This window comes from Bradyrhizobium sp. WSM2793 (genome assembly GCF_000379585.1).
Lineage (GTDB): Bacteria > Pseudomonadota > Alphaproteobacteria > Rhizobiales > Xanthobacteraceae > Bradyrhizobium.
In genome coordinates this window covers 45,470-60,908 of sequence record NZ_KB902777.1, presented here as the reverse complement: position 1 = coordinate 60,908, position 15,439 = coordinate 45,470, and the positions used below count along the sequence as shown (strand labels likewise).

The 15,439-nt window shown below is 64.1% G+C and carries 12 protein-coding genes; 7 read left to right on the top strand and 5 right to left on the bottom strand.

The annotated features are described in order from the left end of the window. Positions 1-35 precede the first annotated feature (35 nt). Positions 36-1,001 (top strand): phosphotransferase family protein, encoded by a 966-nt coding sequence (locus tag A3AS_RS0112465; protein ID WP_049814861.1) that lies wholly within the window; start codon positions 36-38, stop codon positions 999-1,001. A 9-nt stretch (positions 1,002-1,010) separates the two neighbouring features. Here the strand turns inward: A3AS_RS0112465 and gyrA are convergent, their stop codons facing one another. Both gyrA and A3AS_RS0112455 read right to left on the bottom strand, forming a co-directional pair. Next, positions 1,011-3,749, bottom strand: coding sequence for a DNA gyrase subunit A (gene gyrA, locus A3AS_RS0112460; RefSeq protein ID WP_018317914.1), 2,739 nt, complete (start codon positions 3,747-3,749; stop codon positions 1,011-1,013). 354 nt (positions 3,750-4,103) lie between these two features. Then, a complete protein-coding gene (locus tag A3AS_RS0112455; protein ID WP_018317913.1) occupies positions 4,104-4,601 on the bottom strand; it encodes a single-stranded DNA-binding protein in 498 nt (165 codons plus the stop codon). Positions 4,602-5,049: 448 nt separating this feature from the next. Here A3AS_RS0112455 and A3AS_RS0112450 point away from each other — a divergent pair, with 448 nt between their 5' ends. The 6 genes from A3AS_RS0112450 (at position 5,050) to A3AS_RS0112425 (ending at position 12,268) form a co-directional block, all read left to right on the top strand. After that, a complete protein-coding gene (locus A3AS_RS0112450; protein WP_018317912.1) occupies positions 5,050-5,799 on the top strand; it encodes an outer membrane protein in 750 nt (249 codons plus the stop codon). A gap of 235 nt (positions 5,800-6,034) precedes the next feature. Continuing rightward, complete coding sequence (locus A3AS_RS0112445; protein ID WP_018317911.1) at positions 6,035-6,709, top strand: outer membrane protein; 675 nt, start codon at positions 6,035-6,037, stop codon at positions 6,707-6,709. A gap of 222 nt (positions 6,710-6,931) precedes the next feature. After that, the gene (locus A3AS_RS0112440; protein ID WP_026201934.1) at positions 6,932-7,678 is read left to right on the top strand and encodes an outer membrane protein; all 747 of its coding nucleotides are present in this window, start codon (positions 6,932-6,934) and stop codon (positions 7,676-7,678) included. A gap of 286 nt (positions 7,679-7,964) precedes the next feature. Further along, the gene (gene uvrA / locus A3AS_RS0112435; protein ID WP_018317909.1) at positions 7,965-10,940 is read left to right on the top strand and encodes an excinuclease ABC subunit UvrA; all 2,976 of its coding nucleotides are present in this window, start codon (positions 7,965-7,967) and stop codon (positions 10,938-10,940) included. A gap of 80 nt (positions 10,941-11,020) precedes the next feature. Further along, positions 11,021-11,584 (top strand): DinB family protein, encoded by a 564-nt coding sequence (locus tag A3AS_RS0112430; RefSeq protein WP_018317908.1) that lies wholly within the window; start codon positions 11,021-11,023, stop codon positions 11,582-11,584. Between the two features lie 45 nt (positions 11,585-11,629). After that, entirely contained in the window at positions 11,630-12,268 is a 639-nt protein-coding gene (locus A3AS_RS0112425) for an HAD family hydrolase (RefSeq protein ID WP_049814867.1), read from the top strand. Between the two features lie 72 nt (positions 12,269-12,340). On the opposite strand, the gene A3AS_RS0112420 is transcribed toward A3AS_RS0112425, so the two are convergent. From A3AS_RS0112420 to A3AS_RS0112410, 3 genes are all read right to left on the bottom strand, one after another. Continuing rightward, entirely contained in the window at positions 12,341-13,294 is a 954-nt protein-coding gene (locus tag A3AS_RS0112420) for a cytochrome D1 domain-containing protein (protein WP_018317906.1), read from the bottom strand. A gap of 2 nt (positions 13,295-13,296) precedes the next feature. After that, positions 13,297-13,878 carry an SRPBCC family protein gene (locus A3AS_RS0112415; protein WP_026201933.1) on the bottom strand — a complete coding sequence of 194 codons (582 nt, stop codon included), beginning with the start codon at positions 13,876-13,878 and terminating at the stop codon, positions 13,297-13,299. A gap of 749 nt (positions 13,879-14,627) precedes the next feature. Continuing rightward, positions 14,628-15,395, bottom strand: coding sequence for an AAA family ATPase (locus tag A3AS_RS0112410; protein ID WP_018317904.1), 768 nt, complete (start codon positions 15,393-15,395; stop codon positions 14,628-14,630). Positions 15,396-15,439 lie beyond the last annotated feature (44 nt).

Below are 15,439 nucleotides of genomic sequence, written 5' to 3'. Positions count from 1 at the left end.
CGCTCCATCCAGGATACAAGCCTGACCTTGAAGCCATGACAACCAGTGACGCTCCTTCCTTGAAGCTGAAGCCACGCCTGCCGGTCTCGGCCGATCAGGTGCACGCGATCATCCGCCGGATATACCCGCAGGCATCGCTGCTCGGCATCACAGAGCTACATGGCGGGGAGATCAGCACCGTGCTCGAGATCGCGCTGGCGGATGCGCGCCCCTGCATCCTCAAGGTCTATCCGGAATCGCTGCAATGGAAGATGGCCAAGGAGGTTTACGTCCTGGGGCTCCTGCGAGACCTCGGCACGTCCATTCCCAAAATCCTGCTTGCCGACGACACGCGAACGGCGATCGAGCTGAACTATCTGCTCATGACCCGGCTCGACGGCACGGTACTCGGCCGACGCGAGGCAACGCTGTCGGAGACCGAGCTGTTTGCGATCTACGCCGAGATGGGCGCGACGCTACGCCGGATCAACGACGTCGCCCTCGACAGCTTTGGCTATATCGGCCCCAACGGCGTCTGGTCGGCGCATCCGAGCAACCAGGCCTACATGTCGGCGCAGTTCGACCGAAAGCTCAGGGAGTTTCTCACACGCGGCGGCGATCCAGCTTTAGCCGCGCGTCTTCGCGACAGCGTCACGGCACGACAGCAACTGTTCGAGGCAGCAATCACCCCTCGACTGTGCCACTACGATTTCCATGCTGGCAATGTGCTGGTGACGTCGCAGGGCGCACCACGCCTGACGGGCATCGTCGACTTCGAGAACGCGACATCGGGCGATCCGTTGATGGATATCGCGAAGGCGCTGTACTATTTCACGCCGAAGGATACGCCAAAGCGCGACGGATTGCTCGCCGGCTGTGGTCAGATGGGGCGCCCCGACTGGCAGGAGACGCTCGATCTCTATCGGCTGTACTGTACGCTGGAGCTCTGGTGCTGGATGGCACAGATCGGCAAGCGAGAGGCGCTTGCCGACCTCACGAGCGAGCTTGCGAATGGCGTGTAGAACGGGGCATCACGCCCCGTTCCCGTTCTCGCCATTCCCGCTCTCGGCCTCTTCCGTGATGTGCTCGACCGAGACGACATGCTCGTCCTCGGCGGTGTCGAACACGATCACGCCTTGCGTCGAGCGGCCGGCGATGCGGATGCCTTCGACCGGGCAGCGGATCAGCTGGCCCTTGTCGGTGACCAGCATGATCTGGTCGGCATCTTCCACCGGGAAGGACGCGACCAGATTGCCGTTGCGGTTGTTGACGCTCATGGCGACGATGCCTTTGCCGCCGCGGCCGGTGGTGCGGTACTCGTAGGACAATGTCCGCTTGCCATAACCGTTGACGGAGACGGTGAGCACGACCTGCTCCTGCGCCGACATCTCGGCGTAACGCTCCTGCGCGAGCTGGAAGCTGCCGGAGGTCTCCTCGGCCTCGGCGTCCGCGGCGGCTTCTTCGGCCGCAGCTTCGCCGGCGACGGCGCGGCGCATCTTCAGGTAGGCCGAGCGCTCGTCCGAGGTGGTCTCGACGTGGCGCAGGATCGCCAGCGAGATCACCTTGTCGCCTTCGCCGAGCGCGATTCCGCGCACGCCCATCGAGGTGCGCCCGGTGAACACGCGCACATCGGGGACCGGGAAGCGGATACACTGGCCGCCGGCGGCGGTCAGCAGCACGTCGTCGCGCTCGGTGCAGATCTGCACGTCGACGATCGACTCGCCGTCATCCAGCTTCATGGCAATGATGCCGGAGCGGCGGACGTCGACGAAGTCTGACAGCTTGTTGCGGCGGACATTGCCGCCTGTCGTGGCGAACATCACGTCGAGTTCGCCCCAGGTGGATTCGTCCTCTGGCAGCGGCATGATGGTGGTGATGCGCTCGCCCTGCTCCAGCGGCAGGATGTTGATCAGCGCCTTGCCGCGCGCGTTCGGCGCGGCCATCGGCAGACGCCAGACCTTCTCCTTGTAGACCTGGCCGCGCGAGGAGAAGAACAGGACCGGCGTGTGCGTGGAGGCCACGAACAGGCGGCTGACGAAATCCTCGTCGCGGGTCTGCATGCCGGCGCGGCCCTTGCCGCCGCGGCGCTGCGCCCGGTAAGCCGACAGCGGCACACGCTTGACGTAGCCGGCGTGGGACACCGTGACGACCATGTCCTCGCGCTGGATCAGGTCCTCGTCCTCGACCTCGCCTTCCTGCTCGATGATGACGGTGCGCCGCGGGGTGGCGAACTCGGCTTTCACCTCGGCAAGCTCGGTCTTGATGATGCCCAGCACGCGCTCGCGCGAGCGCAGGATGTCGAGATAATCGGCGATCTCGCCGGCAAGCTTGTCGAGCTCGTCGCGGATTTCGTCGCGGCCGAGTGCGGTGAGGCGCTGAAGGCGCAGGTCGAGAATGGCCCTCGCCTGCTCCATCGACAGCCGGATCGTGCCGTCCGCGCTGATGCGGTGACGGGGATCGTCGATCAGGGTCAGCATGTCCTCGACGTCCCGGGCCGGCCAGTCGCGCGACATCAGCGTGTCGCGCGCGGTGGTCGGGTCCGGCGAGGTCCGGATCACACGGATCATCTCGTCGATATTGGCCACCGCGATTGCCAGACCGACCAGGATATGGGCGCGGTCGCGCGCCTTGGCGAGCAGGTACTTGGTGCGCCGCGTGACGACCCGCTCACGGAAGTCGACGAAGATCGCGAGCAGGTCCTTCAGATGCATGATCCGAGGACGGCCGCTGTCGAGCGCCACCATGTTGACGCCGAAGCTGGTCTGCAGCGGCGTGAAACGGTACAGCTGGTTCAGCACCACATCCGGCACGGCGTCGCGCTTCAATTCGATGACGACGCGGTAGCCTTCGCGATCCGATTCATCGCGCAGGTCGCCGATGCCCTCGATCTTCTTTTCCTTCACCAGCTCGGCGATGCGCTCGACCATCGTCGCCTTGTTCACCTGGTAGGGAATCTCGGTGATGATGAGCGCCTCACGCTCCTTGCGGATGGTCTCGATCGCGACCTTGCCGCGCATGACGATCGAGCCGCGGCCGAGGTGATAGGCGGAGCGGATGCCCTGCCGTCCGAGAATGACGCCGCCGGTCGGGAAATCCGGTCCGGGCACGATGTTGATGAGCTCGTCGATGGTGAGCGCGGGGTTGTCGATCAGCGCGACGCAGGCGTCGATGACCTCGCCGAGATTGTGCGGCGGGATGTTGGTGGCCATGCCGACCGCGATGCCGCCGGCGCCGTTGACGAGAAGGTTCGGGAACTTGGCCGGCAAGACCGACGGCTCGGTCTCGTTGTTGTCGTAGTTCGGCTGGAAGTCGACGGTGTCCTTGTCGATGTCGGCCAGCAGGGCCAGCGCGGCCTTGGTCAGGCGCGCTTCGGTGTAACGATAGGCAGCCGGGGGATCGCCGTCGACCGAGCCGAAATTGCCCTGGCCGTCGATCAACGGCACGCGCATCGAGAAGTCCTGCGCCATGCGGACCATGGCGTCGTAAATCGACTGGTCGCCGTGCGGGTGATACTTACCGATGACGTCACCGACCACGCGGGCGGATTTGACGTACTTCTTGTCGGGCGTGTGCCCCTGCTCATTCATCGAGAACAGGATGCGGCGGTGCACCGGCTTCAGACCGTCCCGGGCATCAGGCAGCGCCCGCGCCACGATCACGCTCATGGCGTAGTCGAGATAGGACTTCTTCATCTCCTCGAAGATGGAGACGGGGCGAATATCCGAGGGTTGCCCCGGCTGGTCGCCGGGCTTGTCGTCGTCGTCAGCCAAGGGGAAATCCGGTGAGGTTTTATCTGGGAATCATATAGCGCATCGAGACCCTGATAACCACCCTCGCAGGCTTCAGGGAAGCGCTTTTTCCGCTTATTTTTCCAATAACTTACGGCCTTAAGGGGAGCGTCTCGGAGGGACCCGGAACAGGCCTTCCGAAATCGCCTCTGGGACCCCTGTCAATCGCGCGCCAACGCGCCCTTCGACGCGATTGCGCTGGGCGATCCGAGTTCAACCCAAACATGAAGCGGGCCCGGAAATCCCGAGCCCTTTCTGCCGATTAGTAAGGTTTGCTGACACGAAATGAGAAGGCGCCGCTCAGCCGGCAGCGCCCCCTGATCGTCCGGTCCGTGCTCAGAACGGGATGTCGTCGTCCATGTCGCTGTTGCGGCCACCGCCGCCGGCGGCGACGGGACGGCGCGGCGCGCTGCTGACGGGTCCGGAGGAGCCGAAATCGCCGCCCGGCTCGTCGCCGAAGCTGCCGCCTCCTCCGCCGCCGCCACGGCCATCGAGCATCGTGAGCGTCGAATTGAAGCCCTGGAGCACGACCTCGGTCGAGTACTTCTCGACGCCGCTCTGGTCGGTCCATTTGCGGGTCTGGAGCGCGCCCTCGATGTAAACCTTCGCGCCCTTCTTCAGGTACTGCTCGGCGACCTTGCAGAGCCCTTCATTGAAGATCACGACGCGATGCCACTCGGTCTTTTCCTTGCGCTCGCCGCTGTTCTTGTCGCGCCAGGTCTCGGAGGTGGCGATGCTCAGATTCGCGATCGGCCGCCCGTCCTGGGTGCGGCGGATTTCAGGATCCTTGCCGAGATTTCCAACCAGAATGACCTTGTTGACGCTTCCCGCCATCGCCGCTCTCCACTCCGAATGCCACTGAATTTCCTAAGGCCGAGCGCGCTGCCCGCGTTCCTCTGCGCCCTGTTAAGGCGACCCTATACGCTTGCAGGGGCTGATCAGCCCATCACCCCCGAGGTTATCCCCACATATAGCACCGACCGGCGATCTGTTCCAGATTTGTTCCTTCAGAAATCGCCGCCAAATGTGGAGACGCGATGGCATCCAGATGGCGCTGCGATGGCAATCGGGATGGAACCAAATCGGGTTCCCGTGAACGGCAAAAACTACTTAACATTCATTAAGTTAGAGGTAGGTCGATTACATCCGACTGTTGCACTCCGGGCACGGACTCTGCCGCAGAATCGAGCTATCGTCGTGCCTGGAATTGATGCAATGGGCCTCGCGCCTGATCGTCCGCCTTGGGGAACTCAGAGAGGCGGACACGACTGGGGAGATTACAGTGAAGAAGATTTTGTTTGGCTTCGCCGGCGCGGTTGCGCTGACCCTCTCGGCTCCGGCCGGTGCTGCGGATCTCGCAGCGCGTCCCTATACAAAGGCGCCGGTCGCGCCCCCCGCTCCGATCTATACCTGGACCGGCTTCTACCTCGGTGTGCAGGGCGGTGGTGCCTGGGGCCGCAGCGACGAAACCTTCTTTGGCGGTCCGAATACGGCGCTCTTTGCGGGAAGTCAGAACTACGACACCACCGGCGGCTTTGTCGGTGGCGTGGTCGGCTACAACTGGCAGGCGGCCAACTGGGTGTTCGGCATCGAGGGCGACTATCATTGGGCTGACATCAACGGTCGTTCGGCCGAGATCAATGCCGGCCTCGGCGACACCTATTTCACGAGAATCCGCGGCTTCGGCGACATCAAGGGCCGTCTCGGCTACTCGACCGGCCCCGCTCTCTTCTTCGTCAGCGGCGGCGCTGCGGTCGGCGACATTCAGCATCGCTACGATGGCGTCCCCGGAAACGTCTTCATCCAGAACAACACCCGCTGGGGTTGGACCGTCGGCGCCGGCGCGGAATACATGTTCGCTCCGAACTGGTCGGCCAAGGTCGAATACAACTATATCGATTTCGGCAAGAGCACGATTCAGTACAGCCCCGTCGTGACCAACCGGTCCGAGTGGACCGATACCGTCCACACGGTCAAGGCAGGCGTGAATTATCACTTCAACTGGGGTGCGCAGGGCGTCGCGCGGTACTGATATTCCTCTGACATCATTGACGTCTAAGGCCGGCCTCGCGCCGGCCTTTTTCGTTTGGCGAGACATGAACGGGGGGCAATAAGTCAGTAACCATCACCTTTTCGACTGCTGTGGCTTTTCGGAGACACAACTTGCGGCTTTAGTGGTGTAAGCACGGCGTTAGTTGGGCCGTTGAGTCCGCTGCCCTTCCGGTCAGGAAGGCAACAACAGAAACTGGGACTGGGATTAGTTGAAAATGAAGAAGGTTTTGTTGGCTTCGGCCTGTTTGTTCGCTCTCGCTGCGCCCGCTTCGGCGGCCGACCTCGCAGCCCGCCCCTACACCAAGGCTCCGATCGCTCCGGCGGCTGCCGTCTACAACTGGACCGGCTTCTATCTCGGTATCGTCGGTGGCGGCGCCTGGGAAAACGCTTCCGGCGACCCGAAGATGAAGGGTGGCTTCGTCGGCGGCACCGCCGGCTACAACTGGCAGGCCGGCAACGTCGTGTTCGGCATCGAGGCCGATGGTTCCTGGGCTGACGTCAGCGCCTCGGCGACTGCTCTCGGCATCACCGTGTCGTCCAAGACCGACGCGCTCGGCACCGTCCGCGGCCGCATCGGCTGGGCCGTCAACAACGTGCTGTTCTACGGCACCGGTGGTTACGCCTGGATCGACAACAAGGTCAGCGTCAGCGCGCTCGGCGTGACTGTCTCCGACAGCAAGTTCCACTCGGGCTGGACCGTCGGCGCCGGCGTCGAGGCGTTCTTCGCTCCGCAGTGGTCGGTCAAGGGCGAGTACCTCTATCGCAGCCTCGGCGGCGAGACCTACTTCTCCGGTCTCGGCGCTCCGGTCACCACCGGCACGCTCAACTTCCACACCGTGCAGGTCGGCGTGAACTATCACTTCGGCGCCCCCGTGGTCGCCAAGTACTAAGCTACACTTCAACGCCTCGCGTTACGAAAGGCCGGCCTCGCGCCGGCCTTTTTGTTTTTTGCGCGCCAACCGGCCCGCTCGCGTTTTCGCAGAGATGTGGCCCCCGGGTGACACAACCTTTGGCTTTAATGGTGTAAAGCAATGACATTAGTCGGGTCATAGGTCCGCTGGCTCTTCCGCTTTTCGGAAGTCCAGAAAGAGAAACGGAACTGGGGAATGGATATGAAGAAGCTTTTGCTGGCTTCGGCCAGCTTGTTCGCACTTAGCGCGTTGGCACCCGCCTCGGCGGCCGATTTGGCGGCCCGCCCCTACACCAAGGCTCCGGTCGCGCCGATCGCGATGTACAATTGGAGCGGTTTCTACATCGGTATCAACGGCGGCGGCGCCTCGAGCCGCAACTGCTGGGACGTCAACAATATCTTCGGCATTGCCGGTCCGGACACGGCTGAAGGCTGTCACAATGCGACCGGCGGCGTCGTCGGCGGCCAGGTCGGTTATCGCTGGCAGTCGGCCAATTGGGTGTTCGGCCTCGAAGCTCAGGGCGACTGGGCCAACCTGAAGGGCTCGAATACGAGCTTGGTGCTTGGCCCGCTGGTCAACCAGACCAAGATCGACGCAATTGGCCTGTTCACCGGCCAGGTCGGCTATGCCTGGAACAACGTGCTCTGGTACGTGAAGGGTGGCGCGGCCGTCACGCACGCCAAATATAACGGTCTGCTGGGTGGCGTCGTCCTCGACAGCGCGAGCGAGACCCGCTGGGGTGGCGCGGTCGGCACCGGCATCGAATTCGGCTTCGCACCGAACTGGTCCGTGGCGATCGAATACGACCATCTGTTCATGGGCAAGCGCAACAACTCGTTCACGATCCTCGGCGTCAACGACCGCATCGACCGGATCAAGCAGGACGTCGACATGGGCACCGTCCGCCTCAACTACACCTTCGGCGGCCCCGTGGTCGCCCGGTATTGATCTGAAGTCCTGATCGCTACCGACGTGCCATCGTCACGAAAGGCCGGCCTTGCGCCGGCCTTTTTGTTTTCGCGGCACCTTGCCGCGCAGTTCCGAAAAGCTCCTGCTGCCAGATGCCGCCAGCGCGCCAACATTCCGTTGACGATTCGCAAGTCCCACTGGAAATCCGTCTCCGTTCTTCCTACGTTCGCTGACAACCCCATCGGCGCCGATCCCGGTTCCGGGCGAGCGCGCCTTTTTTATTGGCGCGGTCGCGCACCCATGGGATTCCTTGAGGGCAACTCGGATGGATGAAGTGATCAAGGCGAAGCGCCAACAACAGAACGCGGGCTCCAGCCTGCGCGCAATTACGATCCGTGGCGCGCGCGAGCACAACCTCAAGAACATCGACGTCGAGATTCCCCGCGACAAGCTGGTGGTGTTCACCGGCCTCTCCGGCTCCGGCAAATCCTCGCTCGCCTTCGACACCATCTACGCCGAGGGCCAGCGCCGCTACGTCGAATCGCTGTCGGCCTATGCGCGCCAGTTCCTCGAGATGATGCAGAAGCCTGATGTCGACCAGATCGACGGCCTGTCGCCGGCGATCTCGATCGAGCAGAAGACGACGTCGAAGAACCCGCGCTCCACCGTCGGCACCGTGACCGAGATCTACGACTACATGCGCCTGCTCTGGGCGCGCGTCGGCGTGCCCTATTCGCCGGCCACCGGCCTGCCGATCGAGAGCCAGACCGTGTCGCAAATGGTCGACCGCGTGCTGGCGCTGCCCGAGGGCACCCGCCTCTATCTGCTCGCGCCGGTCGTGCGCGGCCGCAAGGGCGAGTACCGCAAGGAGCTCGCCGAATGGCTCAAGAAGGGCTTTCAGCGCGTCAAGATCGACGGCACTTTCCATGAGCTCGCCGAAGCGCCTGTTCTCGACAAGAAATTCCCGCACGACATCGACGTCGTGGTCGACCGCATCGTGGTGCGCGCCGACATCGGCCAGCGCCTCGCAGAGAGCTTTGAGACCGCGCTGAAGCTTGCCGAGGGCCTTGCCGTCGTCGAGTTCGCCGACGCACCCGCGGCCGCGCCCGCGGAAGAGAAAAAGAAGACCGCCAAGATCCACGACAAGAGCGGACCCGAGCGCATCCTGTTCTCGGAAAAGTTCGCCTGCCCGGTCTCCGGCTTCACCATTCCCGAGGTCGAGCCGCGCCTGTTCTCGTTCAACAACCCCTACGGCGCCTGTCCAGCCTGCGGCGGCCTCGGCGTCGAGCAGCATGTCGACGAGGATCTCGTCATCCCCGACAAGGAGCTCGCCATCGGCAAGGGCGCGATTGCGCCCTGGGCCAAATCGTCCTCGCCCTATTACGTGCAGACGCTGACCGCGCTCGGCAAGCACTACAAGTTCACGCTGACCACCAAGTGGAAGGACCTGGCCAAGAAGACTCAGAACGCCATCCTCCACGGCTCCGGCGAGGACGAGATCAAGTTCTCCTACGAGGACGGGGTGCGCTCCTACGACACCAAGAAGCCGTTCGAGGGCGTCATCACCAACATCAACCGCCGCTACCGCGAGACCGAGAGCGAGTGGGCGCGTGAGGAGCTGGCGAAGTATTTCCACGACGTGCCCTGCGAGGGCTGCAAGGGCTTTCGGCTCAAGCCCGAGGCGCTCTGCGTCAAGATCGGCGGCAAGCATATCGGCGAGATTTCCGAGCTGTCCGTGAAGGGCGCCGGTGCATGGTTCGAGACCGTGCCTGACGCGCTGAACGCGCAGCAGAACGAGATCGCCGGCCGCATCCTGAAGGAAATCCGCGAGCGCCTCACCTTCCTGCTCGACGTCGGCCTCAACTACCTCACGCTGTCGCGCTCCTCCGGCACGTTGTCCGGCGGCGAGAGCCAGCGCATCCGCCTGGCCTCGCAGATCGGCTCGGGCCTGACGGGCGTGCTCTACGTGCTGGACGAGCCCTCGATCGGCCTGCACCAGCGCGACAACGCCCGCCTGCTCGACACCCTCAAGCGACTGCGCGACCTCGGCAACACCGTGATCGTGGTCGAGCATGACGAGGACGCCATCCTGCTCGCCGACCACGTCCTCGACATCGGCCCCGGCGCCGGCATGCATGGCGGCAACATCATTGCCGAAGGCACGCCCGCCGAGATCATGCGCAACCCGAAATCGCTGACCGGCAAGTACCTGACCGGCGAGCTCGAGGTCGAGGTGCCGGAGCGGCGCCCGCCGAACCACCGCCGCACCATCAAGGTGGTCAACGCGCGCGGCAACAATCTCAAGAACGTCACCGCCGAAATTCCGCTCGGCCTGTTCACCGCCGTCACCGGCGTGTCCGGCGGCGGCAAGTCGACGCTGCTGATCGACACGCTGTACAAGTCCATCGCCCGCAAGCTGAACAATGCCAGCGAGGGCGCCGCCCCGCATGACCGCATCGAGGGCCTCGAGCACATCGACAAGATCATCGATATCGACCAGTCGCCGATCGGCCGCACCCCGCGCTCGAACCCTGCAACCTATACCGGCGCCTTTACGCCGATCCGCGAATGGTTCGCCGGCCTGCCCGAGTCCAAGGCGCGCGGCTACGAGCCCGGCCGCTTCTCCTTCAACGTCAAGGGCGGCCGCTGCGAGGCCTGCCAGGGCGACGGCGTCATCAAGATCGAGATGCACTTCCTGCCCGACGTCTACGTCACCTGCGACGTCTGCAAGGGCAAGCGCTACAACCGCGAGACGCTCGAAGTCCTGTTCAAGGGCAAGTCAATCGCCGACGTGCTCGACATGACCGTCGAGGAAGCCGCCGAGTTCTTCAAGGCGGTGCCGCGCGTGCGCGAGACTTTTCAAACCTTGCACCGCGTCGGTCTCGATTACATTCACGTGGGCCAACAGGCGACAACACTCTCGGGCGGTGAAGCGCAACGCGTCAAATTGGCAAAAGAGCTGTCCAAGCGCGCCACCGGCCGCACGCTCTACATCCTGGACGAGCCCACCACCGGCCTGCACTTCCACGACGTCAAGAAGCTGCTGGAGGTGCTGCACGAGCTGGTCGCGCAGGGCAACACGGTCGTCGTCATCGAGCACAATCTCGAAGTCATCAAGACCGCCGACTGGGTCATCGACCTCGGCCCCGAAGGCGGCGACGGCGGCGGCGAGATCGTCGCCTGGGGCCCGCCGGAAGACATCGCCAAGGCGCCGCGGAGCTACACCGGCAAATTCCTGGAGCCGGTGCTGAAGAAGGCACGGAAGCCGAAGCGAAGGAGCACGAGCGAGGCGGCGGAGTAGCAGCTTTGCATTGAAGCCGCAGCGCTGTAGGGCGGATTAGCGTAGCGTAATCCGCCACTATCCGATCGGGACGAACCAACATGTCCGCTGGACTCGTGCAGACCTATCGCGCCTTCGCCCACAACAATGCCTGGGCCAACCATCGGCTGCTCTCGGCTTGCGCCGCGCTGTCCCAGGTTGAATTCGAAGCCCACCGCACCGGCTTCTTTCCGAGCCTGCAGCGCACCCTGAACCACGTCCATGTCATCGATCTCTTCTATATCGATGCGCTGGAGGGTGGCTGGCTCGGACCGGCGGCCTGGAAAAACGAGGTGCCCTACCCTTCCCTTGCCGCGCTGAAGCCCGCTCAAGCCGCGCTCGACAAGCGCCTGATCGCCATCTGCGATACGCTGACGCCCGCACGACTCGATGATATCGTGAAGATCAATCGCGACACGCAGGTGCAAACCGAGCGCCGCGACCGGCTCCTGATGCATCTCTTCCAGCATCAGATCCATCATCGCGGTCAGGCGCACGCCATGCTGTCCGAGACAGCCGTCACCCCGCCTCAGCTCGACGAGTTCTTCGCCGAGGGCGAAGCCCCGCTCCGGGCCGCCGAGTTCGCTGCGTTGGGCTGGACCGAAGACACCGTGTGGAAATTCTAGTTCAATCGCCGGATGGACGAAGCGACATCCGGAGCCTTTCCTCACATGCCCTACGCCCTCGCCATCTTCGATCTCGACGGCACGCTGGCCGACAGCTTTCCGTGGTTCCTGCGCACCGTCAACGACATCGCCGACCGCTTCGGCTTTTGCCGCGTGCGGGATGAGGAAATCGAGGAGCTGCGGCATGCCTCGACGCGGGAGATCCTCTCCCGGCTCGAGGTGCCGCTTTGGAAGCTACCGGCAATCGCGCGGCATGCGCGGCGGCTGAAGGGAGAGGCAGCTGGCGAGATATCGCTGTTTGCGGGCGTCGAGGCGATGCTGCGGACGCTGGCAGACAACGGCGTGCAGCTCGCGCTGGTGACGTCCGACAGCGAGGACAATGCGCGCGAGAAGCTTGGCGAGACCGCCGCGCTGTTTTCGCATTTCGACTGCTCGGCCTCGCTGTTCGGCAAGCCCGCGAAATTCCGCCGCGTCATCCGCCGCGCCGGCGTGGAGCCGGGCCAGGTCATCGCGATCGGCGACGAGGTGCGCGACATCGAGGCAGCGCGCAGCGTTGGGATTGCCTGCGGCGCGGTGTGCTGGGGTTATGCGGCGCCGGCGGCGCTGCGGGCGCTGGGGCCGGATCACGTGTTTGAGCGGATGGATGAAATTGCGGACGCGGTGTGTAATCGTAGGGCGGATTAGCGCAGCGTAATCCGCCATCTTGCATCGGCGATCGATCGGCGGATTACGCTGCGCTAATCCGCCCTACACACCCTACTCCGTCTTGCGCAGGAACGCTCCGAACGCCCTTGGGCCATCGCCGGTCTTGATCTCGCCGATCACTTTCAGCTCGGCTGCGTCGATGATATGAAGCGTGTTGCTTTCCCAGCACGCCACGATGACGCGCTTGCCGTCGGCGGTGGCGTTGATCCCCTCAGGGTAGTCGCCGACATTGATGCGCTTGATCGGCTTCAGGCTCGCCAGATCGAACACGCTGACGGTGCCGCCATATTGGTCGGTGACGAAGCCGCGGCCTAGCGTCAGCGCCACCGCATAGGGGCGCATGCCGACCGGCACGCGGCCGATCTCGCTCCCTTCTGCAATGTCGATCACGGAGACGTCGTCGGAGCCGACATTGGCGGTGTAGGCGCGCTTGCCGTCGGCATCGATGGTGACGCCGAATGGACGGGTGCCGACCTTGATCGCCGCCTTGCGCTGGCGCGTCGCGGTGTCAACGACGGAGACGCTGTCGTCATCGCGGTCCGCCGAGAGCAGCAGCTTGCCGTCGGGCGTCACCGCAAGCCCCGACGGCGAGGCCCCGACCGCGATGCTGGCGGTGACGCTGCGCGAGGCGGCATCGATCACCCGCACCGCCGCCGCGTACCAATCGGCGACATAGACGGACTTGCCATCGGGCGCCACCGCAATGCCGAGCGGCCCGCCGCCGACCTCGATCCGGCCCGTCACCTGCCGCGTTGCGGCGTCCACCACCGTCACCGCCTTGGCATCCGGGCTCGTGACATAGGCGAAGCGTCCGTCGGCGCTGACGGCGATTCCGGCCGGCTTGCCGCCGATCGGGATGGTCGCGACGCTGCGTGCTGCGGCGAGATCCACGACCATCAGATCGTCGCTGAGCTGGTTGGTGACGAACGCCTCCTCGGCAGCGGCGCTGCCGAGGCTGGCATGACAAAGGCTGGCGGCAAGCGCCGCCAGAACCAGCATCCGCACGATCAGCTACCGCTCTCGATCTTCTTCTTCAGGGCTTCGAGGCCGGTCTTGTAGAGCCCGCTCACGGCCTTCATCGCGGCCTCGTCGCTCAGCTCCGGCGGCGGATCGTTGTTGGGAAAGCCGCGGTAGAACGCCCCGGCCCATTCCAGCTTGGATTTGCCGTCGGAAGCCGGCGACACCGTCAACGTCGAGGAATAATTGGTCACCGGCAGCACCTTCACGTCGACCTTGGTGATCCGGTACGAATAGCTCATCATGTCGGGCTCGTATTTGTAGAGCTCCTCATCGACAGTCGCCCCGCCCGTCAGCGTCAGCTGGCGCGTCGCGCCGACCTCGTTGCCCTTCTCGCCGGTGGTCTTGGTGACGGGCGGAAGCCAGCCCATGTCCTGGAAGTTGCGGATCGCGGCCCAGACCTTGTCCTGCGGCGCGTTGATCTCGATGGATTCCCGCACCTTCTGCCGGGTCGGCCCATGCGCCCAGGCCGCCGGTGAAAAAGCCGGGCCCAAAGTCGCCGTCAAGCCTGCCGCCCCAACCACAGCCAGCGCCGCAGCCATGGCCGTGCGCCGTCCAATCGTCACCCTCATCTCGTTTCCTCATACGTCCAGTTGATCGTGCGCGACTTGGAATGCGCGCTGCGGTCATCCTAGCGCATTTTGGGGCCGAGGGGAGACCGGTTCGTGGCGCCGTTGCGGCGGAGCTCGGCACGACCCACAAGCTGTTGCGCGACCCGGCGGGCAAAACACCCATGGGAGGGTCAACGCCACCGAACCGAAATATTTCTCTTTATCAGAAGTTCGGATTATCGTATAGAAGGGCATCCCAACCCGGCCGAGGGGCGCATCGCGATCGTCACGACACGCGGGATGGGACGTGGTGGACGCGGGCTGCGTCGGCGCGAAGGTGGTTTGCAGGGCGGGTCACACCGTGAGCAAGGACTAACGCGCGCACGACCGGTGCAGCCTGCGTACGGCAAAATCGTGTGGTCCTGGCGCCCGGGGTCTGTGCGCCAAGTGTTGCGGTGATGTTGCGGCCCGACCGGGCGCGCGCATCAGCTATCCGCAAGGCGACGGGGGCAATAGTGCATCGCTCCGCGGGGAGATCACGACATAAGCCGTAAAACCACTGCGCAGGGAAGGCCGGATGTTTGGCTTCACCTGTATGCCGCTGTGCAGCTTTTTGAGCACACGCTTTCGCACAGTGGACCGCGGGTGCCAGCCGGCACCCGGCCTTCCCTGCGCCCTCGGCATTTTTGAGGGCGGCACGTGAAGCAAAAGCTCGGGCACGATGTGCCGCGAGAACGGGAAACCGCGCGAAGGAGCACCGGATGGTACATTCATTCCGCCAGCGTCGCCTCGACGAACCCGTGCGGATCCGAACAAAACTCGCGCATCAGCCGGTAGTGATCCGTCGCCTCGACCGTCACCGGCTCCAGCCCGTATTTCCCGAGCCGCAGCAGCCGCGCATTCGGGTAAGCCATCAGCATCGGCGAATGCGTTGCCATGATGACCTGGCAGATCCGGGAATCCTCCATGCGTCGCAGCAGCTTCAAGAACTCGATCTGGCGCGCCGGCGACAGAGCCGATTCCGGCTCGTCGAAGATGAAGATGCCCTGGCGCTGACAGCGCTCCTCGAAAAAGCGCAGGAAGCCTTCGCCGTGGGAGTGCGACAGGAAATCGGGACCGACCTGGCCGGCATCACGCGCGGCCTTGTCCAGATACCGCGCGACCGAGAAAAAGCTCTCGGCACAAAAAAACCAGCCATTGCTGATCTTCGGCAGCCAGCTCGCGCGCAGCGCCTTGCCGAGCTGGCCGCCCATCTTCTCGCGCGCCTCTGAATGATCGACCGGCATGTAGCCCTTGCCGCCCCCGGCATCGTCGTAGCCGGCGAGCGATGCGATGCCTTCGAGGATCGTCGACTTCCCGGTGCCGTTCTCTCCAACAATGATCGTGATGGCGGCGTCGAAGCTGAGCTCGAAATCATCCGGGAAGATGGGCAGGCAAAACGGATAAGCCTTGCGATCGTGAACTTTCGACGGGTCGAGCCAGACCCGCTTCAGATACGGCGCCGGCAGGTTGATCGTGCGATGACCTCGCCGGCTCATAGCCGTCTCTCCGTCCGTTCCGCGACCGGCATTCCAAGCCGGAA

Bases quoted from the DNA above. Each gene is read 5' to 3' on its own strand.
- A3AS_RS0112465 (WP_049814861.1), top strand. From the start codon at position 36: ATGACAACCAGTGACGCTCCTTCCTTGAAGCTGAAGCCACGCCTGCCG.
- A3AS_RS0112455 (WP_018317913.1), bottom strand. From the start codon at position 4,601: ATGGCGGGAAGCGTCAACAAGGTCATTCTGGTTGGAAATCTCGGCAAG.
- A3AS_RS0112445 (WP_018317911.1), top strand. From the start codon at position 6,035: ATGAAGAAGGTTTTGTTGGCTTCGGCCTGTTTGTTCGCTCTCGCTGCG.
- A3AS_RS0112440 (WP_026201934.1), top strand. From the start codon at position 6,932: ATGAAGAAGCTTTTGCTGGCTTCGGCCAGCTTGTTCGCACTTAGCGCG.
- uvrA (WP_018317909.1), top strand. From the start codon at position 7,965: ATGGATGAAGTGATCAAGGCGAAGCGCCAACAACAGAACGCGGGCTCC.
- A3AS_RS0112430 (WP_018317908.1), top strand. From the start codon at position 11,021: ATGTCCGCTGGACTCGTGCAGACCTATCGCGCCTTCGCCCACAACAAT.
- A3AS_RS0112425 (WP_049814867.1), top strand. From the start codon at position 11,630: ATGCCCTACGCCCTCGCCATCTTCGATCTCGACGGCACGCTGGCCGAC.
- A3AS_RS0112415 (WP_026201933.1), bottom strand. From the start codon at position 13,878: ATGAGGGTGACGATTGGACGGCGCACGGCCATGGCTGCGGCGCTGGCT.
- A3AS_RS0112410 (WP_018317904.1), bottom strand. From the start codon at position 15,395: ATGAGCCGGCGAGGTCATCGCACGATCAACCTGCCGGCGCCGTATCTG.